At 64.1% G+C, this 20,831-nt stretch carries 22 protein-coding genes and 1 tRNA gene; 9 read left to right on the top strand and 14 right to left on the bottom strand.

The window, feature by feature from the left end; translation table 11 throughout:
• The first annotated feature begins 33 nt into the window (after positions 1-33).
• The 6 genes from IVA79_RS21895 to IVA79_RS21870 all read left to right on the top strand — a co-directional run bounded on the left by IVA79_RS21895 (position 34) and on the right by IVA79_RS21870 (position 6,212).
• Positions 34-750, top strand: a complete 717-nt coding sequence (locus tag IVA79_RS21895; protein WP_247556493.1) for a prolipoprotein diacylglyceryl transferase family protein — start codon at positions 34-36, stop codon at positions 748-750.
• Positions 731-2,176, top strand: a complete 1,446-nt coding sequence (locus IVA79_RS21890) for a radical SAM protein (RefSeq protein WP_247556491.1) — start codon at positions 731-733, stop codon at positions 2,174-2,176. Before IVA79_RS21895 ends, IVA79_RS21890 begins: the two co-directional genes overlap by 20 nt.
• Positions 2,173-2,403, top strand: coding sequence for a DUF308 domain-containing protein (locus IVA79_RS21885; protein ID WP_247556489.1), 231 nt, complete (start codon positions 2,173-2,175; stop codon positions 2,401-2,403). The genes IVA79_RS21890 and IVA79_RS21885 overlap by 4 nt, the downstream gene beginning before the upstream one ends.
• Positions 2,400-2,681, top strand: coding sequence for a hypothetical protein (locus tag IVA79_RS21880; protein ID WP_247556487.1), 282 nt, complete (start codon positions 2,400-2,402; stop codon positions 2,679-2,681). The genes IVA79_RS21885 and IVA79_RS21880 overlap by 4 nt, the downstream gene beginning before the upstream one ends.
• Positions 2,682-2,918: 237 nt before the next feature.
• Complete coding sequence (typA, locus tag IVA79_RS21875; protein ID WP_247556485.1) at positions 2,919-4,745, top strand: translational GTPase TypA; 1,827 nt, start codon at positions 2,919-2,921, stop codon at positions 4,743-4,745.
• Positions 4,746-4,964: 219 nt separating this feature from the next.
• Positions 4,965-6,212, top strand: a complete 1,248-nt coding sequence (locus IVA79_RS21870; RefSeq protein WP_247556483.1) for an NAD(P)/FAD-dependent oxidoreductase — start codon at positions 4,965-4,967, stop codon at positions 6,210-6,212.
• A gap of 20 nt (positions 6,213-6,232) precedes the next feature.
• Here IVA79_RS21870 and IVA79_RS21865 read toward each other — a convergent pair whose 3' ends face one another.
• Genes IVA79_RS21865 through IVA79_RS21850 form a run of 4 tightly spaced genes read right to left on the bottom strand, consistent with a single transcriptional unit; the run spans position 6,233 to position 9,392 of the window.
• Positions 6,233-6,640 carry a thiol-disulfide oxidoreductase DCC family protein gene (locus tag IVA79_RS21865; protein WP_247556481.1) on the bottom strand — a complete coding sequence of 136 codons (408 nt, stop codon included), beginning with the start codon at positions 6,638-6,640 and terminating at the stop codon, positions 6,233-6,235.
• Positions 6,641-6,700: 60 nt separating this feature from the next.
• Positions 6,701-8,020, bottom strand: a complete 1,320-nt coding sequence (locus IVA79_RS21860; RefSeq protein ID WP_247556479.1) for an SDR family oxidoreductase — start codon at positions 8,018-8,020, stop codon at positions 6,701-6,703.
• An 8-nt stretch (positions 8,021-8,028) separates the two neighbouring features.
• Positions 8,029-8,496: a DUF2269 domain-containing protein gene (locus IVA79_RS21855; RefSeq protein WP_247556477.1), complete on the bottom strand. Its 468-nt coding sequence runs from the start codon at positions 8,494-8,496 to the stop codon at positions 8,029-8,031.
• Positions 8,493-9,392 (bottom strand): alpha/beta fold hydrolase, encoded by a 900-nt coding sequence (locus IVA79_RS21850; protein WP_247556475.1) that lies wholly within the window; start codon positions 9,390-9,392, stop codon positions 8,493-8,495. Before IVA79_RS21850 ends, IVA79_RS21855 begins: the two co-directional genes overlap by 4 nt.
• Positions 9,393-9,655: 263 nt before the next feature.
• Here IVA79_RS21850 and IVA79_RS21845 point away from each other — a divergent pair, with 263 nt between their 5' ends.
• Positions 9,656-10,165: a GNAT family N-acetyltransferase gene (locus tag IVA79_RS21845; RefSeq protein ID WP_246923601.1), complete on the top strand. Its 510-nt coding sequence runs from the start codon at positions 9,656-9,658 to the stop codon at positions 10,163-10,165.
• Positions 10,166-10,344: 179 nt separating this feature from the next.
• On the top strand, positions 10,345-10,881 hold the full coding sequence (ppa, locus tag IVA79_RS21840) for an inorganic diphosphatase (protein WP_247556471.1): 537 nt from the start codon (positions 10,345-10,347) through the stop codon (positions 10,879-10,881).
• Between the two features lie 134 nt (positions 10,882-11,015).
• Here ppa and folD read toward each other — a convergent pair whose 3' ends face one another.
• The 3 genes from folD to IVA79_RS21825 are packed head-to-tail and all read right to left on the bottom strand — an operon-like array spanning position 11,016 to position 12,576.
• Positions 11,016-11,900, bottom strand: coding sequence for a bifunctional methylenetetrahydrofolate dehydrogenase/methenyltetrahydrofolate cyclohydrolase FolD (gene folD / locus IVA79_RS21835; protein WP_247556468.1), 885 nt, complete (start codon positions 11,898-11,900; stop codon positions 11,016-11,018).
• A gap of 10 nt (positions 11,901-11,910) precedes the next feature.
• Positions 11,911-12,270, bottom strand: coding sequence for a DUF167 domain-containing protein (locus IVA79_RS21830; protein WP_247556467.1), 360 nt, complete (start codon positions 12,268-12,270; stop codon positions 11,911-11,913).
• Positions 12,271-12,285: 15 nt separating this feature from the next.
• A complete protein-coding gene (locus tag IVA79_RS21825; protein ID WP_008539240.1) occupies positions 12,286-12,576 on the bottom strand; it encodes a YggT family protein in 291 nt (96 codons plus the stop codon).
• A 194-nt stretch (positions 12,577-12,770) separates the two neighbouring features.
• Between IVA79_RS21825 and IVA79_RS21820 the strand changes: the two genes are divergently transcribed.
• A tRNA-Ala gene (locus IVA79_RS21820) sits at positions 12,771-12,846 on the top strand.
• 129 nt (positions 12,847-12,975) lie between these two features.
• Here IVA79_RS21820 and IVA79_RS21815 read toward each other — a convergent pair.
• The 7 genes from IVA79_RS21815 to IVA79_RS21785 form a co-directional block, all read right to left on the bottom strand.
• Positions 12,976-13,788 (bottom strand): enoyl-CoA hydratase, encoded by an 813-nt coding sequence (locus IVA79_RS21815; protein WP_247556465.1) that lies wholly within the window; start codon positions 13,786-13,788, stop codon positions 12,976-12,978.
• Between the two features lie 124 nt (positions 13,789-13,912).
• Positions 13,913-14,707: a glutamine amidotransferase gene (locus IVA79_RS21810; protein ID WP_247556463.1), complete on the bottom strand. Its 795-nt coding sequence runs from the start codon at positions 14,705-14,707 to the stop codon at positions 13,913-13,915.
• 122 nt (positions 14,708-14,829) lie between these two features.
• Entirely contained in the window at positions 14,830-15,609 is a 780-nt protein-coding gene (locus IVA79_RS21805; RefSeq protein ID WP_247556461.1) for an SDR family oxidoreductase, read from the bottom strand.
• A 242-nt stretch (positions 15,610-15,851) separates the two neighbouring features.
• Positions 15,852-16,337, bottom strand: a complete 486-nt coding sequence (locus IVA79_RS21800) for a TerB family tellurite resistance protein (RefSeq protein ID WP_247556459.1) — start codon at positions 16,335-16,337, stop codon at positions 15,852-15,854.
• A 176-nt stretch (positions 16,338-16,513) separates the two neighbouring features.
• Positions 16,514-17,923, bottom strand: coding sequence for an adenylate/guanylate cyclase domain-containing protein (locus IVA79_RS21795; RefSeq protein WP_247556457.1), 1,410 nt, complete (start codon positions 17,921-17,923; stop codon positions 16,514-16,516).
• 49 nt (positions 17,924-17,972) lie between these two features.
• The gene (locus IVA79_RS21790) at positions 17,973-19,343 is read right to left on the bottom strand and encodes a cytochrome P450 (protein WP_247556455.1); all 1,371 of its coding nucleotides are present in this window, start codon (positions 19,341-19,343) and stop codon (positions 17,973-17,975) included.
• Between the two features lie 35 nt (positions 19,344-19,378).
• Positions 19,379-20,752: a hydrolase gene (locus IVA79_RS21785; protein WP_247556454.1), complete on the bottom strand. Its 1,374-nt coding sequence runs from the start codon at positions 20,750-20,752 to the stop codon at positions 19,379-19,381.
• Positions 20,753-20,831: the final 79 nt, after the last annotated feature.

Raw genomic sequence — 20,831 nt, 5'->3', positions numbered from 1 at the left:
CACGCGGCCAGAACCTGGGCTAGTATCGCCCGCATGAGCGGGGCTTTCCTTCACACTCTCTTCGACATTGCGGCCTGGCTGGCGGCAGCGGCGGCTGTCTACTGGCTGTCGCGACAGCGCCTGCAGTTTCCGGTGCAATCCTTCGAGCTGCCTTACATCGCCGCGCTGGTGTTCGGCGCAGGCCTCGGAGCCTATCTGTTCGGCTCGGCCAATCTGTGGCTGTCCGGTCAGAGCGGCATTGCGCGCTCGGTGGAGGGCGCACTGGCTGGCGGCATCGTGGCGATCGAGCTCTACAAATGGTCCGCAGGGATCACGGTCCGAACCGGCGCGCGGTTTGCGCTGCCGCTGGCGCTCGGCATCGCGATCGGCCGGCTCGGCTGCTACTTCGCGGGCCTTGACGATTTCACCTATGGTACGCCGACGGCGCTGCCGTTCGGCCATGATTTCGGTGACGGTGTCCTTCGTCATCCCGTGCAGCTCTATGAGAGCGCGGCCATGGCGGTCTTCGCGCTCATCTATGTGCTGGCGGTCTTGAACCGGAACGCATTCACGATCACCAATGGATTCTACCTGGTGCTCGCCTATTACGGAGCGCAACGCTTCCTGTGGGAATTCCTCAAACCCTACGGCCCGCTGATCGGCCCCCTCACCCTGTTTCACCTGCTGTCGCTGTCCATCGTGCTCTACGCCGCATTCATGCTGGCGAGGGCCCCCAAAGCGAGACCCGTGCATGAACGCGCCGTTGCGTAAGTCGCGGCCCTATATCTTCTGGGGCCAGACCCAATCTCTCTGCGAAACCTGCCTGAAGCTGGTGCCGACCAAGATCCAGATCCTGGACAACGAGGTCTGGTACGAAAAGCGCTGCAGGGAGCACGGTGTCCAGTCGACGCTGGTGTCGACGGACGCCGCCTATTGGCGCCTGTGCAAGGATTTCATCAAACCGGGCGACCGGCCACTGCAATTCCAGCAGCGCACCGAATTCGGCTGTCCCTATGATTGCGGCCTGTGTGCCGACCACGAGCAGCACTCCTGCCTGGCGCTGATCGAGATCACCGAGCATTGCAATCTCACCTGCCCGGTTTGCTTCGCGGAATCCTCGCCCGTGCGAACGAAATTCACCCCGCTCGCGACGGTCGAGAAGATGCTGGACGCGCTGGTCGCAAGCGAAGGCGAGCCTGATCTGGTGCAGATTTCCGGCGGCGAGCCGACGCTGCATCCGGATTTCTTCAAGATCCTGGACGCCGTGCGCGCCCGCCCGATCCGCCACGTCATGATCAATACCAACGGCCTGCGCATCGCCCGCGAAAAGGATTTTGTGGCACGGCTCGCCGAGAACAGACGCGGGCTGGAGGTCTATCTCCAGTTCGATTCGCTGCAGCGCGATGCGCTGATCAATTTGCGCGGCGCGGATTTGCGCAAGATTCGCCAGCAGGCGCTGGAGAATCTCGAGCATTTCGGCGTGTCGACCACGCTGGTCGCGACCATCAAGCGCGGTGTCAACGAGGCCGAGATCGGCGACATCGTCCGTCACGCGCTGACCTGGAAATGCGTGCGCGGCGTCACGCTGCAGCCGGTGCAGGACGCCGGCCGCAACGAGAATTTCGACAAGAATAGCGACCGCATCATGCTGTCGGAGATCCGCAAGCGCGTGATCGAGACCGGCGTGTTCGGCGACAAGGACATGATCCCGCTGCCCTGTAACCCCGAAAGCATCTCGATCGGTTACGGCCTGCGCAACGGCGAGAAGGTGCTGCCGCTGACATCGGTGATTCCGCAGGAGCAGCTGGTTGCGGTGATGCCCAACACGATCAGTCCGGAAAAATATCCGATGCTGCGGGAGAAATTCGTCGACCTGTTCTCGCTGTCGTCGGGGCCACTGAACACCAGCGAGCGCGTCTGCGAATTGCTGTGCTGCCTGCCGAGCTTCGAGGTGCCGGAAGGACTCACTTACGAGAACGTGTTCCGCGTCACCATCGTGCAATTCCTCGATCGTTTCAATTTCTGCGTCGGCAACGTCAAGCGCAGCTGCATCCATTTCGTGACGGAGCAGGGGACGATCATTCCGTTCGACACCTACAATCTGTTCTACCGGAACGGCAAGATCGACGGAATCCGCACCGCGCTGGCCGGTGAAACTTATCGGGAAGCCAGGCACAGTGAGGAGATGTCGCGATGAGCGACACGCCTCCACCCTCACCGCCGCCGCGAAGCGGATGCGCCACCGCGTTGATGGTGATGTTCGGGGTGATCCTGCTGCTGCCCGGCATCTGCGCCCTGATCTTTGCGTTCGACCAGACCCAATCGTCCCACTTCGACACCCGCTTCATTCCCGTCCTCGTGCTTGCGCTGCTGGCGGCCGTTGCCGGCGTGATGCTGATCAGGGCAGCGAGAAAGAGACCATGAGCGATTCCAGGCAAACCCCACCGGATCTGCCCCCGCAGAACCAGCACCAGCGCAGCGGCTGCCTGACCGCGCTGATGGCGATCGCCGGGATCTTCATGCTGCTGCCGGGGCTCTGCGCGCTCCTGTTCGGCGGAATGTCGGTGGTCGAAGGTGGCCAGATCCCCGCCGACATCGCTTCGCTGGTCTTTTTGGGACTGGTCATCGGCATCGGAGGGGTCGTCATGATCTGGGCGGCCATCATGGGCCGAAAGGCCCCGCCGGCCCGGAACGGCAGCTAAGCCCCGGAGATTCCCGGACAAAATTCAGTCAACCAATGGCCAAAGAACACATTGTTTTTTGGCGGTTTTTGCATATATTGCGCCGCAACGCGCAGGGTGCCCGGTCGATATGGCCGGGCTTCCTTTTTGGGCGGCGAGCGCCCGTTTCCAGTCTTCCAGCGTTGTTTCGAGAAGAGGTCCCGGTCCGACCGGCGAGATCGCGCTTAACCCATTGTACGAACGCAAAGAAGCTCACTCATGAACCTCCGTAACGTCGCCATCATCGCCCACGTCGACCACGGCAAGACGACCCTGGTCGACAAGCTCCTCCAGCAGTCCGGCACGTTCCGCGAAAACCAGAAGGTGACCGATCGCGCCATGGACTCCAACGATCTGGAGCGCGAGCGCGGCATCACCATCCTGGCCAAGGCAGCCTCGGTGCAGTGGAAGGACACCCGCATCAACATCGTCGACACCCCCGGCCACGCCGATTTCGGCGGTGAGGTCGAGCGCATCCTGAACATGGTGGACGGCGCGCTGGTGCTGGTCGACGCTGCCGAAGGCCCGCTCCCGCAGACCAAGTTCGTGGTTTCCAAGGCGCTCAAGGTCGGCCTCAAGCCGATCGTCGTCATCAACAAGGTCGATCGTCCCGACGCGCGCCCGACCGAAGTCATCAACGAGGTGTTCGACCTGTTCGCGGCGCTCGATGCCAGCGAAGAGCAGCTCGACTTCCCGATCCTCTACGGGTCGGCCAAGCAGGGCTGGATGGCGGATAGCCCGGAGGGTCCGAAGGACAAGGGCATGGAGCCGCTGTTCGACCTGATCCTGCGCCACGTCGCGCCGCCGAAGGTCGAAGAAGGTCCGTTCAAGATGATCGGCACCATTCTCGAAGCCAACCCCTATCTCGGCCGCATCATCACCGGCCGCATCTCCTCCGGCGTGCTCAAGCCGAACCAGCAGGTCAAGGTGCTCAACGCCGAGGGCAAGCTGGTCGAATCCGGGCGCATCACCAAGATCCTGGCGTTCCGCGGCCTCGAGCGCACGCCGCTCGATGAAGCCGAAGCCGGCGACATCGTCGCCATCGCGGGCCTGACCAAGGGCACCGTCGCCGACACCTTCTGCGATCCGACCGTCGAGGTGCCGCTGCCGGCACAGCCGATCGATCCACCGACCGTGTCGATGTCCTTCATCGTCAACAACTCCCCGCTCGCCGGCACCGAAGGCGACAAGGTGACGAGCCGCATGATCCGCGACCGTCTGCTGCGCGAGGCCGAAGGCAATGTCGCGCTGCGCGTGGTCGAAGCCTCCGACAAGGACGCGATGGAAGTGTCGGGCCGCGGCGAATTGCAGCTCGCGATCCTGATCGAGACCATGCGCCGCGAAGGCTTCGAGCTCTCGGTGTCGCGCCCGCGCGTCGTCTACCAGAAGGACGAAGCCACCGGCGCCACCATGGAGCCGATCGAGGAAGTCGTGATCGACGTCGACGAGGAGCACTCCGGCGTCGTCGTGCAGAAGATGAGCGAGCGCAAGTCCGAGCTGATCGAGATGAAGCCCTCGGGCGGCAACCGCCAGCGCCTGGTGTTCTACGCGCCGACCCGCGGCCTGATCGGCTACCAGGGCGAGCTGCTCACCGACACCCGCGGCACCGCAATCATGAACCGCCTGTTCCACGGCTATGCGCCGTACAAGGGCGAGATCCAGGGCCGCCGCAACGGCGTCTTGATCTCCAATGACCAGGGCGAAGCGGTGGCTTACGCCATGTTCAAGCTGGAAGACCGCGGCCCGATGATGATCGAGCCGGGCTGGAAGGTCTACAAGGGCATGATCGTCGGCGAGCACACCCGCGACAACGACCTCGAGATCAACGTGCTCAAGGGCAAGCAGCTCACCAACATCCGCACGACCTCCAAGGACGAAGCCGTGCGCCTGACCCCGCCGATCCGCATGACGTTGGAAAAGGCGCTCGCCTATATCGAGGACGACGAGCTCGTCGAGGTCACGCCGAAGTCGATCCGCCTGCGCAAGAAGCATCTCGACCCGAACGAGCGCAAGCGCGCGGAGAAGGCCAAGGAAGCGGTGGCGTAAGCTGCCGCACACCGCAGTGCCGTAGGGTGGGCAACGCGATAGCGTGCCCACCACTTGAGAATGGTGGGCACGGCGCAAGGGCGCCTTTGCCCACCCTACGAGACCGTCTCCAGAATATTGAATCACCCGCCCCAAAGCGCTGTTGCACACATGGGCGGTTGATGACCGCTATACGCGTAGCGGCTTCAGCGCACCCAGCGAACGTGCTAGAGCCCGCCAATGACCTCCCTCCCTTCGTCCGTCGACGTCGCGATCATCGGCGCCGGGGCCGCCGGCCTCGGCGCGGCGCATGCGCTGGCGGACTGCGGCCTCGCGGTGATCGTGCTGGAGGCGCGTGGCAGGCTCGGCGGCCGCGCCTGGACGGTACAGGCCTCGCCTGAGGTGATCTTCGACGTCGGCTGCGGCTGGCTGCACTCCGCCGACAAAAACTCTTTCGTCGCAATCGCGCGGCAGCTCGGGTTCGAGCTCAACAAGGACCTGCCGCCCTGGCGCGAGCGCGCTTATGGCAACGCGTTTCCGCAAGGCGAGCGCGACGATTTCATCCGCGCGATGGATACGTTCTACGCGCGCCTCTGGCAGGCCGCGCAAAATGGCAAGGACGAGCCCGCGAGCCTGAGCCTTGAAGTGGGCAATCGCTGGAATCCGATGATCGACGCGATCTCGACCTATATCAACGGCTGCGAGCTGAAGGATATGTCGACGCTGGACTGGGATGCCTATGAGGACACGGACCTCAACTGGCGCGTCCGGCGCGGCTATGGCGCGCTCGTTTCGACCTACGGCGCGCTCTGCCCGGTGGCGTTGAACTGCAAGGTTGCGCTGATCGATCATTCCGGCAAGCGCATCCGCATCGAGACATCGCAGGGCGCGCTGACCGCCGACAAGTTGATCGTCACGGTGCCGACCAATCTGATCGCCGATGAGACGGTCCGCTTCTCGCCGCCATTGCCGACCAAGGTCGGCGCAGCAGCCGGCCTGCCGCTCGGCGTCGACGACAAGGTGACGCTGGCGCTCGAAGACGCCGAAGCCTTCCCGAAGGAAGCCAATTTGCGCGGCGCCACCATGCGCACCGAGATGGGCACCTATCACATCCGCCCGTTCGGCCAGCCCTGCATCGAAGGCTTTTTCGGCGGCAGCTTTGCGCGCGCGCTGGAGGATTGCGGCGAAGGCGCCATTGCCGCGCAAGCTATCAACGAGATCGCCGGCTTCCTCGGCAACGGCATCCGCCGCAAGCTGAAGCCGCTGTATGAGTCGCGCTGGGCCCACGATCCCCTCGCGCGGGGCTCCTATTCGCACGCGCTGCCGGGGCACGCCGGCGACCGTGCGGCGCTGGCTGCGCCGGTGGATGGACGGCTGTTCTTCGCGGGCGAGGCGACATCACCGACTTTCTTCACGACGGCGCATGGCGCGCGGGACAGCGGCGAGCGGGCGGCGAAGGAAGTGCTGGCGGCTGCGGGCAAGCCGTAGTTTCGCTCGCAATGACGTAGCTACTCGATCACCCGGGCCCGCAAATCGGCATCAGGCACGAAACACGAATCGTACTTCCCGAAAATGCGATAGCGATTGCGCGCGATGAGGCCGTAAACGGAATCGCGCAGCGGCTTCGGCACCGCGAAGAACGCGCCCACCCAGCTCCAGCCGGGCAGCTGCGACAGCACCGTCAGCGCGGCGTCGGACTTCATGAATACCACGCCGCCATGGACAACGGCGTTGGTATCGGGATCATCGGGATCGATACCGAATGCCCGCGCGAGCCGAGTCCCATAGTCCGACTGGATCGGCGTGAACCGAAACCGCCTCGCCATGTCGCGCTTCGCAACGAAGCGGACCCAGCGCGAGCAGAAGATGCAGACGCCGTCGAACAGGATCACGTCGTCGTCGGGCCATTTGCTCATCAGACTTCTCTCTTGACGCGTTTTCTTCACGCGAACCGGGCTCCACTTCGCTCGAAAACGCTATCGATTATCCAGCATCAGGAGCGCGACCAGCATCAGCACGATCGCCGGCCCGGTCTTCACCAGCGCACCGAGCGGCTCGATCCAGAGGTCGGGTGTCAGGATCGCCGCGCCGACCATATAGCCGAGCGAGGCCATGATGCCTGCAACGAGGCCGATCGCCGCAGTGCGGCGGAAGGCGATCAGCGCGCCGATGCTCATGTCCATCAAGCTGGTGCCGATGGTGATGGGATCGACCAGCGCCGGCGGGAAATTGTGCCCAGTCAGGATCGCGGCGGCGGCGCGATAGGACACGAACAGCGCGATGAAGCCGGAGACGAGCCAGAACGCCACCAGACTCGCCAAGATCAGCGCCTTGACCAGGAACAGGCGCGCGAACCATTTGTCCTGGACCGTCGCGGGATGGCGGCCGATCATGTCCGTCAGCGTCTTCGGTGTGATGCCGGTGGCGGTGATCCACGCCGAGGGATCACCTCGCACACCACGGCGCAGTTCGGCGATGGCCGTGGAGCGCATCGGCGGCATCCAGCCGAGATGACAGGCGAGATCGCCGATCTTGGCGCCGAGCTCGAGCATGAAGGCCGGCATCGCGACACGCAGCCAGCCGGCCGTGCCGAATGCGAGACGAAACTCTTTGATGACGCCGGCCATGGTGACCAGCTCTGTTTGCATCAGATCCCAGCTCACCGCCTTCACGGTGGCCTCGTCGACGTCACGTGCGGCGAGCCAGGCGATGGTGGCCGAAATATCCTCCACCGCGACGGGTTGGAACGGCGTTGCCATTTCCTTGTCTGGAAGATCGAGCGGAAAGGCCGCGAGCGCGCGGAGCATGGCGCTGCCGCCATAGGCTGACGGTGCGACCACGAAGCCGGGCCGCAACACGGCATAGGGAATGCCGGAGACCGCGATCAAGCGCTCGGCTTCGCGCTTGGTCGTCGCGAAGGCAGTGCGGTCGGCCTCCGCCGCTCCGGGGATCGAGATGTGCACCAGGCGGATCGCACGGCCGCTGTCGCCGATCGCCGCAAGCAGCCGCGCGACAAAATCGCGATGCACGGCGCCCGTGTCACTGCCGGGCCCGTCCTGAAGTACGCCGAGGCAGTTCACGACGATGTCCACGGCGTGCCCGCGGAGCAGTCGCGTCAGGGCAGCCGTATCGAGGGAGAGGATCGGCAGCTCGATATCAAGCGAGCTCATCTTTTGCGCCGACGACAGGCTGCGTGCCAGGCCGACGACGCGAAATCCCCGCGCGCGAAGATCGTCGGTGACGAAGCGCCCGATCAGGCCGGAGGCGCCGAGCACCAGAATGGTTCGCTCACCCATCGGGTCTCTCAAAACGGTTTGGCGATCATCAGCCACAGGATCAGCATCGTCGCCCCGAAACCGGGGAAGCCGAATGCGAACCAGCGGCGGAACAGGACGAAGTAGCGCTCGGGAAGCACACCGCGCTGCCCGGTGGCCTTGTGCGCGAGATCGCGCATCTCGATCTGCATGAAGACGACGGGGACCCAAAATAGGCCTGCGACGACGTAGAGCGCGAGCGAGGTGAGCAGCCAGTGCTCGGTGATCGGCGTCGCCGAGAACAGCATCAGCAGGCCACCCGAGACCGGCTGCAGGATCACGGCGGAGAGCGTGAAGATCGCATCCGCAATCACGACCACCGACGCGGTGCGTGCAATGAACGCCACATCGCCAGTGCGATGAGCCATCAGCATGAAGAAGGCGATGCCGGTCCCGGTGCCGAGGATGACGATGGCGCCGAGCACATGCAGATATTTGATCAGAAAATACAGCGTCATGGCTTCTTTGTCGCCATGGGCTTCGGCGGGTTCAGTGCGCGATCAAGCGCGTCGCTTGCGGCCTTGACCCCGGCCTCGCTCTCGATCATCCAATGCCCCTCGCTGCCGACGGCCGGCAAGACGCGAACATCGGCTTTGCCGCCGCTGCCGCGAAACGCATCGGCCAGCCCTTTCGAAAATGCCGGCGAGAAATAGCTGTCGTTGCCCGCAACGAGCCAGGTGACCGGAATGCGCGCGCCCCTGCCGAACTCCGCAGCAGTGGCACGAAGCGAGTGCGGCGCGCAGATCCGGTTCGGCTCGTCATTGGCGTGGCCGCCGCGCCCCGGTGCGAACACTGTGATCGCCGAGATCGCTTTCGGATCGGCATGCGCCAGCGCCAGCGCACCCCAGCCGCCGGCGGAATGGCCGATCACGATGGCGGCCTCCTTGCGAATGAAATCCTGCTTTCGCAAATGGTCCAGCGCGAGCCGGATCTGCTCGGCCGTTGCTCGGCCCGAACGCGCATAGTCGGCCTCGTCACATCCGCCCTGGTCCTCGACATAGCGGCCGCCGGTCGCGCCATGGCCGAGCCGCTCCGGCACCAGCACGGCAAAACCGCGCGCGACGAGATGGGCTACGAGCGGACGGTATTCCGGTTGCGGCATCTGCGCACGACGCAAACCATTCTGGGTCGAGGCGTGCGCGATCACCGCAAGCCGGAACGGACCTGCGCCGGGGGGGCGAAACAGCAGGGCATGCGCGGCAATGTCGGTAGCCGGCGACGGCACAAGCCATTGTTGTCGGCGAAGCGGTTCGCCCTCCTCGCCGGATGGGCCAAGAGTGACCTGGGCGCACAGAGGCGCCGCAGTCAGCAAGGCCAGCAGAGGCAGGAGCGCGATGGTATTGAGAAGCCGCATGGATTGCCGAAAGGCGAGAACCGCGACCATCAGACTAGTAGGAACGAATCAGTATCGGCAGACTTTCTGCGTCGCCATCACCGTTCATTCGTTGCCGCCACGGGCGTTTTGCACCGACGCACGGCATGCCGGTGCCAACTAAGTGGCGTCTTGTCTTTTTTCGGTACAACATGGTTAAGATACTGATGCACAAAGTCCACACGTTAACCGATAATTAACGATAGGTCTTGCCGCCGACGCGGCGACTTGGTTTGATTGCGTCCATGAGCACAACCCTGATCGAGGTCCGGCCGGCCAAAGCTGCAGATGCAACTGCGGTGGCGTCCACTCATGACGAAGCCTGGCGCTCCGCCTATCAGGGCATCATTCCCGGTGCCGAGCTGGAAAAGCTGATCAACCGCCGTGGCCCACAATGGTGGGACAGCGCGATCCGCAAGGGCAGCCGCGTCAGCGTGCTGGTGTTCGGCGACAAGATCGCAGGCTACGCCAATTACGGTCGCAACCGTGCCCGCAGCCTGCATTTCGACGGCGAGGTCTACGAGCTTTATCTGCGTCCGGAATTCCAGGGTCTCGGCTTCGGCCGTCGCCTGTTCGCCGCCGCCCGCCGCGACCTGATGCAGAGCGGACTGAAGAGCATGGTGGTGTGGGCGCTCTCGGACAACGACCCGGCGACCGAGTTCTACCGGGCGCTGGGGGGCCGTATGGTGGCGCGCTCGTCAGAGCGGTTCGGGCCGAAGTCGCTCGACAAGGTTGCCTTCGCTTGGACCAATTGAGCTGCTGAAACCCTCCCCGGCAGCGATTCCCTTCCGTCGATACCGTTGCCTTTTGAGCCGGTGATCGCCGGATTCATTATTTCACAAAAACGCGATGGATCAGCGGGCCAAGCCCGCGTATGACAGCGCCAAAATCGGCTGCCGGGCGCGATTTCACCTCGGCAACAACGGAGCCTTGAATGCGTATCGATGCGATCTCGATCGGGAAGAACGTACCTCACGACGTCAACGTCGTCATCGAAGTCCCCGTGGGCGGCGAACCGATCAAATACGAGATGGACAAGGAGGCCGGCACCCTGGTGGTCGACCGCTTCCTCTACACGCCGATGCGTTACCCCGGTAACTATGGCTTCATCCCGCACACGCTGTCCGATGACGGTGACCCCTGCGACGTCCTGATCATCAACACCCGCGCCATCATTCCCGGCGCCGTCATGAGCGTGCGCCCGGTCGGCGTGCTGTTCATGGAGGACGAAGCCGGCGGCGACGAGAAGATTTTGGCAGTGCCGTCGTCGAAGCTGACGCAGCGCTATGACAAGGTGAAGTCGTACTCCGACCTGCCCGACATCACGCTGCAGCAGATCCAGCACTTCTTCGAGCACTACAAGGATCTCGAGAAGGGCAAATGGGTGAAGATCCTGCGCTGGGGCGGCCCGGAGGATGCGCACAAGCTGATCCTCGAAGGCATGGACCGCGAGAAGAAAAAGAAGGGCTGAGTTTCCGTGCCCCGGACGCAGCGCAGCGTGAAACGATGCGCTGCTGAACCGGGGCCCAGTACTGTGGCGCCATGGGTCCCGGCTCAGCGTCGCGTCATTTCATGCCGCGCCGCGTCCGGGACACGAGAGTTCAGCTACACCGCCGGCTTAGGCAGCCCAGCGATCGCGCAGGCCGCGCGCAGCGTGTTCACCAGCAGGCACGCGACCGTCATCTGACCGACGCCGCCGGGCACCGGCGTGATCGCACCGGCCACCCCGAGCGCTTCCTGATAGGCGACGTCGCCGACGAGGCGCGTCTTGCCATCATCCTTCGGAATCCGGTTGATGCCGACATCGATCACGGTCGCGCCCGGCTTCAGCCAGTCGCCGCGCACCATCTCGGGCCTTCCGACCGCGGCATAGACGAGATCGGCCTTCTTCACGAGTCCGGGCAGGTCGCGCGAGCGCGAATGCGCGATCGTCACCGTGGCGTTCTCATTCAGCAGCAATTGCACCAGCGGGCGGCCGACCAGATTGGAGCGGCCGATGACGATGGCGTTCATGCCCTCCAGCGAAGCATGCACGCTCTTGGTCAGGATGATGCAGCCGAGCGGCGTGCAGGGAGACAGTGCCTCGAACCCGCCGGCGAGCCGGCCGGCATTGTTCGGATGCAGGCCGTCGACGTCCTTGGCTGGGTCAATGGCATTGATGACGGCTTCCGTGTTCAACCCCTTCGGCAGCGGCAGCTGCACCAGAATGCCATGCACGACCGGATCGCGATTGAGCTTTGCGACGAGCGCCAGGAGATCTGCTTGCGCGACGTCGGCCGGCAGCTTGTGCTCGAACGAGGCCATGCCCGCGCCTTGCGTCTGGGTGTGCTTGGAGCGGACATAGACCTCGCTAGCGGGGTCGTTGCCGACCAGGACGACCGCCAGCCCCGGCACCAGATTGTGCTCGCGCTTGACCCGGGCGACCTCGTCGGCCACGCGGGCGCGAAGCTCCGCGGCGATGACTTTTCCATCGATGATTTTGGCGGTCATGTCAGTTCCCTTAGTCTTCCGATTTGGCGGCCGCCGATTTGACTTGGACGAGCTGGCGCAGGGCCTCGCCGAGCCGTGCCGGATCGCCGTCGACTGCGATCTGCTTCAGCCGCGAGGTGGCTCCGGACAGGAGCCTCACGCTGGCCTTGGGAACACCAAGCGATTTCGCCAGCAGCACCAGAACGGCCTTGTTGGCCTCGCCGCCGTCAGCGATCGCTCGCACCCGCACCTTGAGCACGCTGCGGCCATCGGCCAGCTGTTCGATCCCGTCGATGTCGTCGCGGCCGCCGCGCGGCGTCACCCGCAGCGCAATGCTGATTCCAGCGGCCGCGTAGCGCCAGGGTTCCTTAGAGGCCTCTCTCGCGACCAAGGCGCTCCAGCCCGCTCAGATCACGTTCGGGTAGATGTAGTACAGGATCACCCGCTCGATAAACATGATGAGCAGAATCAGGATGATCGGCGAGATGTCGAGGCCGCCGAGACTGGGCAGGAAATTGCGAATCGGCGCCAGCAGGGGCTCGGTGATCCGGTACAGGAACTCTGCCACCGCCGAGACGAACTGGTTGCGGGTGTTGACCACGTTGAAGGCGATCAGCCAGGACAGGATCGCGGAGGCGATCAGCAGCCAGACGTAGAGGTCGAGCACGATGATGACGATGTCGAGAACGGCACGCATTGAAGACTCTGGCTTTTGAAGACTGGCTGCGGTCAGAATTGACGCCTTTGCTAGATATCGGTTCCCCCCCGCCCAAACAAGGGAAGTCGGCGCCCCCATGGCTAAAACCGCCTTACACCCGTCCTTGACTTGACCTTGGCGGGGACTTAAATGGCGCCCGGTTGTCGGCCGCGTTTACCAGAGCGGCCAGCAAAGGGGCCATAGCTCAGCTGGGAGAGCGCGTCGTTCGCAATGACGAGGTCGGCGGTTCGATCCCGCCTGGCTCCACCAGCCTTCGCTCGCTTCGCGAACTTCGGCTAGGCAAGCCTTGGGAAAGTCTCTCTCGCAGCGAAGTGAGCGAAGGCTGCCTCGCCGAAGCCCGTAGGGCGAAGGCGGGCTTCCTCCGCAAGGCGCTTCCCCCTACTTCCCCGTAAACCTTGGCGGCCGCTTCTCCATGAAACTCGCCACGCCCTCCCGGAAATCGCTGCCGGCCAACGCCACCATCATCTCCCGGTTGGCTTCGATCGTGGCCTCCGCCAGGGTCTGGAACGGCACCTCGTAGAGCTGGCGCTTGATCACGGCCATGGCGCTCGGCGAGACGAAATCGGCGAGATCGCGCGCATAGGCGTAGGTCTCCTCGCGCAGCTTCTCAGGCGGGCAAAGCCGATTGACCAGTCCGATCCGCAGCGCTTCCTCGCTCGACACCCGCCGCGCCGACAACAAGAGATCCATCGCATTGGCGTGGCCGACGATGCGCGGCAACATCCAGCTGATGCCGTGCTCGGCGATCAGACCGCGCCGTGCGAAGGCCGTCGTGAACACGGTGTTGTCGGTGGCAAAGCGCAGGTCGCAATAGAGCGCGTGCACAAGGCCGATGCCGGCGGTGGCACCATTGAGCATGGCGATGACCGGTTTCCTGATCGACGGGTAGAAGCCGTAGCGCGTCTGCCAGTCCGGCCGGCGATTCATGTCGAACGGCGGCAGGTTCGAGGCACGCCTGACGTCATCTGGGTCGAGCCCCTTGAGCGCATCCATATCGGCGCCAGCGCAGAACGCGCGGCCCGCGCCGGTGAGGACGATGACGCGGACATTGTCGTCGGCGCTTGATGCTTCCATCGCATGACGCACGTCGCGCTCCATGGTCGGCGTCCACGCATTCATGCGATCAGGACGATTGAGCGTGATGGTCGCGATCTTGTCGCTCACCTCGTAGAGAATGTGCTCGTAGGCCATGGCGCTCTCCCTTGTTTGCCGGCACGCATTGGTGCGCGCTCGTTGACGGAGAGCCTAGCATATCAGGGGCGGAGGCAAGGACTTGCGCCAAGGATCTGCGCCAAGGACTTGCGCGAAGCCGCGATCACTCGGCGGCTTGCGCCAGCACGGGCCGGCGCGCCAGCCAGCCGTTGATGAAGTGATCGAGCCAGGCGCGCTCTGCGGCATCGTACACGGCGCGATCTGCGAAATGATGGTGCCGCTGCCGCGCGCCGGGCGCGCTGAAGCCGTCATAGCCACGCGTGGTCCAGCGATGCATCATCGCGTAGGTCACATCAGGATGAAACTGCACGCCGAAAGCATTGCCGGCGCGGAATGCCTGCACCGGAAAATCGTCACCTTCCGCGAGCAGCTCTGCGCCGACAGGCAGATCGAAACCCTCGCGATGCCAGTGATAGACCTGAGCCGGCCAGGCCGGGCAGAGCGCGTGGCCCGCGGCGGTCGGATGGATCGGGTAGTAGCCGATCTGGGTCAGCGCATCGGCATGCGGCGCGACGCGCGCACCGAGCTGCATCGCGAGCATCTGGGCCCCAAGGCAGATGCCGAGGAACGGCCGCTGCTCGCGCAGCGGAATTTCGATCCAGTCGATCTCGCGGCGGATATAGTCGTCGGAATCATTGGCGCTCATCGGGCCGCCAAAGATCACGGCGCCGGCATGCCGATCGAGCGTCTCGGGCAGGGGATCGCCGAAGCGGGGACGGCGGATGTCGAGGGAATGGCCGAGTGCGCGGAGCGCGTTGCCGACGCGGCCGGGAGTCGAGCATTCCTGATGCAGGACGATCAAAACCGGCAACCGGCTGTCGGAGGCGGCAGGGCTCGGCGCCTTCTTTCGGAAGGGCACCAATTCTGCGCCACCAAACCTGTCCGTCCGGAACGACATGGCCTTTGCGAGTGCTATCAGTTCAGACCGCTAGTATAGCTAAGCGATAGTTAACATCGTGTGAGTTCGCGCACACATCGAAACCGAAGCAAGCTCCGGGCCAATACGGACACCTAACGCTCTCAGCGCCTCTGCCTCTGAAACCGACTGGTGGCGGCCAGGATGAAGCCCCGCGGGAAAAAGCGCAGCGCAAACGGGACAATCTTGATGCCGAGACCGGGCAGCACTGCCCGTTTATTGGCCATCAGACCACGATAGGCCTCCCGGGCAACATCGTCGGCAGAAACATTGAGAAGGGCCGTATCGTGTCCGGAGCCGACGCCGGCACGCGCCTGGAATTCGGTGGGCACGGGACCCGGGCACAGCACGGTGACGCGAACCCCGCGCGGCGCGAGCTCCGCCCGCAGTGCTTCGGTGAGGGAAATCACGTAGGCCTTGGAGGCATAATAGACGGCCATGCCGGGGCCGGGCAGGAATCCCGCGACCGAACCGACATTGAGAAGACCACCCTTGTTCCTGATGAGCTGATCGGCAAAGCGCAGCGACAGATCCGTCAGAGCCCGCACGTTGACATCGACAATCCCGATCTGCTCGTTGCGATCGCGCTCGATGGCATCGCCGAACACGCCGAAGCCGGCATTGTTGACGAGGTGATCGAGCTCGACGCCTTCGGCGGCGAGCGCTGCTGCGATCGTCTCGCCGGCGTCCACGTTCTCGAGATCGCAAGCGATCACGATCGGCTTCTTGCCACCCTTGGCAGCGAGCTCGTTCGCGAGCGCCTCAAGTCGATCGGCGCGCCGCGCCGTCAATGCCAGGCGATGTCCGTTGGCTGCAAATACGCGCGCCAGCTCCGTGCCTATGCCCGCCGAGGCACCGGTGATCAACGTTACCCGCTCAGTCACGATCCAAGTCTCTTGATCCAAGTCTCATGAAATGAAGATTTTGGCCCCGCAATGGTGGAACCAGAGCATAGGCCGTGCGCGACAGGCAAGCGGCGCTGGCAGCATGGCTGCTTGAGCGGAGATCAGAGAGGGCAAGAAAACCGCGGATTCGCGGATGAATCCGAAGGCGAGGCGGCCGGCAGCTACATTAAAGTTTCGTCATGTGATCCGCACAACCGGCTACCTGCGCAGGTGGCACGGGATCAGCCACCGACGGCGCTGTCCTTCAGCTGGCCGGCACGGTCCGCAATAGCGTGCTTCAACTCGATTCGGTCGCGCTGGGCAATGCCGAGCAGGTCGGAGGCACGCCAGACGACGTTGTCCTCGAACTCGCTGACCTGTCCATCGGCATAGACCAGCTCCCACATCATCCGGACGATGCGCTTGCGCCCCTCTTCGTCGAGCGAGCGCATGATGACGCTGGTGAAGTGATAGAGATCCACTGCCTCGCCCTCGACCTGGGTGGCGTCCGCGATCAGACGATCCGCAGTGCCATGATCGAGCCCAAAGTGGCTTTCGATCAGGCCGTGCAACTTGCGCTGTTCGGTCACGGTCGGCTGGCCATCCAGCGAGATCACGTGCACCAGCAGCGCGGTCGCGGCCAACCGGTAATCGCTGTCGCCGAACGTGCGGTTCTGGTCATTGGGGGCGACAATGTCGGTGATGAATTGGCGCAGGCCGTCGAGCATAAGGTCCTACCGAAATCGATGCGCCGCGGGGAGCGCGGCGCTTACCAGCATTATATGAGGAGGAAACTCAACCAGCGCAACGTGCGTCAGTTCCGCGCGCCGGATTACGTTTCGGCAATCTGTTCGCTGTCATTCCGGAGCGCGCAAAGCGCGAACCCGGAATGACGATCCGCAGCTCACGGGATCTCATACACCACCATCTTATCGGCGATGCCGCGCAGCGCCGCCTGTTTCTGGATCGGCTTGATCGCGCGCTGCTCCAGCACCTCGGCAACCGCGGGCGCATCGAGCACCGGGCCGGTGATGTGAATCTCCTGCGCGGTCGACAGACTCTGCACGCGGGCGGCGATGTTAACGGTCTGGCCGAAATAATCCTGCCGCTCGTTCAGCATCACCGCGAGACACGGGCCTTCATGAATGCCGATCTTGACGATGAGATCGTCGGTGCCACGCTGCTTGTTGAGCTCGTCCATGGCGGCGCGCATCCGCAGGCCCGCGACGATGGCATACTCGGGACGGACGAAGGTCGCCATCACGGCATCGCCGATCGTCTTCACCACGGCGCCCTTCTCGGAGGAGATGATCTCGAGCAGCGCATGGAAATGCGCACGCACGAGATCGAAGGCGGCGAGATCGCCGACACGCTCGTAGAGCGCGGTCGAGCCCTTCAGATCGGTGAACAGGAAAGTCAGCGAGGTGATCTGGAGCCGCTGGTCGAGGCTGAGATTGTCCGCCTTGAAGACGTCGCGAAAGGTCTGGTTCGACAGCATCCGCTTGGCGGTCAGGAACGGCTTGCGCTTGCCGATGAGACGGTGAAGCGCCTCGGCCGCGATGAACACCGAAGGCAGCACGCGCACGCCGGCCTGGTTCTCCAGCGACAGCCGCAGCGGACCCGGCCGCATGGTCGTGGTGCCGGTCGGGGCCTGCACCTTGTTGTACATGATGGCGAGCTGCTGGCGGTCCTTGGTCGGCTCGCCCTGAACGTCGATGAAATGGGCCGCGTGCGTCACCGGCTCGAAGATGATGACGAAGTCGCCAGGCAGTTGCAGCGACATGGTCGCCTTCTCACCGGCCGGCAGCTCCATCGTGTCCAGCGTCACCTCGTTCGCCAGTGTCGCAAAGGATTCCTTGTTGAAATCGACGCCGGAGCTCCAGAACATTTGCTTGAAATATTCCCATACCGGAAGCGTATCGGGATCATGCGCCGCGATGCGCCGGACCCGCGGATTCACGGTGAAGGAGACCTCGACCTGATCGTCGACCGACGCCTTGTAGCCACAGGCGCAGAGCGCGCAATGATAGTCATCCGGCTTGAGTGCCTTCAGCGTCGAGTGCGCGCCCAGCACGCCGCCGCAGCCCGGACAGAGCACGTTCCAGCCGAGGTCGAACAGCCCGAGCCGCGCCGCATGCAGGAAAGCCGAAATCGCGTGCTCTTCATCGAGGCCATGCTGCCTGGAAAAATCCAGGACGTTGACGCGATTGAGCTCGTGATCCTCGCCGTCTTCGATGAGACGTGCAATGGCATCGACCACTTTCTCGTCGGCGGTCTGCTTCAGAACGGAAAACTGGGCCTGGATATCGCTCATGGCGGGTCTCTGTGAGTTGAATCGCGCCATCGGCCAGGCAAATCGCCTGTCACCGACGCGTGATGCGGAACATGGGTGAGTGGTCGGGCTGGGTCGTGACGACACCGAGCGGGATCACGGGATTCGCCTGATCGGCGAGCTCGACACGGAACGCGCCGATCAACCGGGCCAGCGCCAGCACGGATTCGGCTTGCGCGAACGGCGCGCCGATGCAGACGCGCGGACCTGCGCCGAACGGCAAATAGGCAAAGCGGTCGGGCGCCTCGTTCGACATGAAGCGTTTTGGAATGAACGCATTCGGCTGATCCCACAGCTTCTCGTGCCGGTGCAGCAGCCAGGGCGCGATCATGATGATGTCGCCCTTGCCGATCTCGATTCCGGCCGCATTGTCCTTCTCGCGGGCGGCGCGCGCGACAAGGAAGGCGGGCGGATAGAGCCGCATCGTCTCCTCGATCACCGCACGGGTGAATTTCTGCCGGTCGATGTCGGCGATGCTGTCGAGATGCTCGCCGCGCGTCTCGGAGGCGACCTCCTCCTGCGTCTCCGTGTCGAGCGCGAGCAGATAGAGCGCCCAGAACAGCGCCGTCGCCGTGGTCTCGTGTCCGGCGAGGATCATGGTCGCGACCTCGTCGACGAGCTGCTCGTCGGAAAAACATTTGCCGGTTTCAGGATCGCGCGCCTGGTCCATCAGATCGAACAGGTCGCGCGGCGGCGCGCCGTCCTTCTTGCCGGCCGCGCGCCGTTCGGCGATCAGCATGGCAACGAACTCGGTCCAGCGCTTGCGAAAGCGCGCCCGGGCAAAATCCATCGGGCTCGGCCACGACACCGGCAGCACCATGTCGAGGAAGTACGGCCGTCCCAGCCTCGCGGCATATTCCATGATGAAATTGCGCAGCGTCGCGCCATGCTGGTCCATGCCGAACGAGAACATCGTGCGCCCGGCTATCTCCAGCGTCATGCGCTGCATGACTTCGCGCAGATCGATGTCTTCGCCCGCGCGCGCATCCAGCTTCGCGATGGTCTCATCGAGCACCGCCGTCATGTGCGGAACGAGGTTCGCGGTGGCGCGCGGCGTGAAGGCCGGCGCGAGAGTGCGGCGCTGAAAGGTCCAGGAGTGACCTTCCGCGATCAGAAGGCCGTCGCCGAGCACGGGGCGCAGCATGCGGATTCCCGCCGGCGTGCGCGAATAGTTCTCGTAATTGGTCAGCAGGACATGCCGGATCGCGTCCGGCTGGTTCAGGATGAAGCTGTTGCGGAAGAAGAAGCGCCCCTGAACGACGTCTTCCTCATAGGCGCGCTGACCCCAGGTTGCGATCATGTTCTGGCGGATCACCGCGAGACGACCGAAAAATGACATGTCGTCGGGCGCACGCGGAGGAGCCGGAGGGATGATGGGCCGACGCACGCTGGCGATGTTCATGGCTCTCTCCCAACAGAAGTGATGCAGGCAATCAGCTAATAAGTCAGCTCGGCAATCGCAATCCTGTTCTCGGAAGCGGGCCAGGCCCGGGCTACAATCCGTTCTTCGCCGAATTGAGCCACGATGTTACGTCCGACGTCGCCGGCCGCAAGCCGCAATGTTGCCGTCGCATCCGTCGGCACGCCCGGCTTGACGTCGGCCGGCTCCTTGCCGTCCAGCAACACCACGTCCCGCGGCAGGCCGAAATAGCCGCGCGGCCGCGACATGATCACGACCGCGCCGGCGTCCTTGTCGGCCGGCCCGAGCGGCCGTGCGGCGCGCAAATGGACGACGTCGGACGAGCGCGGGAACGGCGAGCGATAGATGTGTGTGATCGGCGCGCCCGGCGATGTCAGCACGAATTCGAGCGACCAGGTCGGGTCGACCTGCGCAGGGCCCCAGCGGCCGTCGGCGCCAGTCTGCGCGCTGTAAATTGCTCCCTCGTTGCGCTCACCGGTATCAGGATCCACGCGAAAGATATCGACCGTTGCACCCGCGACGGGACGGTTGGTCGATACGCCGCCCGGCGTGCCCGACACCAGGCCGCTCAACTTGACGTTTGCCTCGGGAACAATCGCGATGCGCGCGGGCTCGCGGCCCGCGATGAATTTGTAGATCTCCCGGAAGGCGCGCGGGTGGAACGCCACCTCGCGATGGTCGAGCGCGCCGAGCACGAGATTGGTGGCGCCCTTCAGCTCCGGCCCTTCATTGGTGACGCCGGTCGGCGTGCCGGGTTTGCCGATGAAGCGGCCGTCGGCCTGGGCGTATTTGTCCATGCCGTCGCTGCGCAATGTGAGGAAGGCAACGCCCGGCGTCACCTCGCTCTCGCCTTCGTTGAGGCCACGCAGGAACGTGCCGCGGCCGTTGAACTCGTTGTTGGGCTGGTCGTCGGTCGCGAACACGCCGTGATTGGGCGTGCCGCACAGCACGGCGTGGCTGACATCGGCGGCACCGCCATTCTTGATGACGTTGCGGATCGCATTGCCGCCGCGCGAGCTGCCGACCAGCGCCACACGAGGTGCGCCGGTCCGGCGCTTCAATTCGGCGATGGCGGCAGTGAGCTCGCGGCGCTGATCCTCGGTCGAGGAACGGCTGGCCTGCTCGACCTTGTCGTCGCCGCGCGCCAGCGGATCGGTGAAATTGATTGCCGCCATGCGATCGCGTGCGATGCCGTTGGATTCCATCCGCCACATCGTGGTCATCCAGAGCGCATCGTAATCGCCATTGCCATGAACGAACAGGATCGGCGGCGCCTCAGCGTCCGGCGCCGCGGCAGGTGCAGTCTGGGCCAGCGCGCCCACCCGCAAGCTCGCAATTGCGAAAGGCAAGCTGCCCGCTCCCAGCAGGATCGTCCGTCGCGACAGCTTCATTTGTTCCTCCCCGGCAACCGCCACTTTGCACCGCTTATAGCGGCCTAATCACTGGACAGCGAAGGACTTTCGCAGGCAT

The organism is Bradyrhizobium sp. 138 (assembly GCF_023074075.1).
Taxonomy (GTDB): Bacteria; Pseudomonadota; Alphaproteobacteria; order Rhizobiales; family Xanthobacteraceae; genus Bradyrhizobium.
The sequence above is the reverse complement of the archived record's forward strand: the minus strand, read 5'-3'. Positions and strand labels throughout refer to the sequence as shown.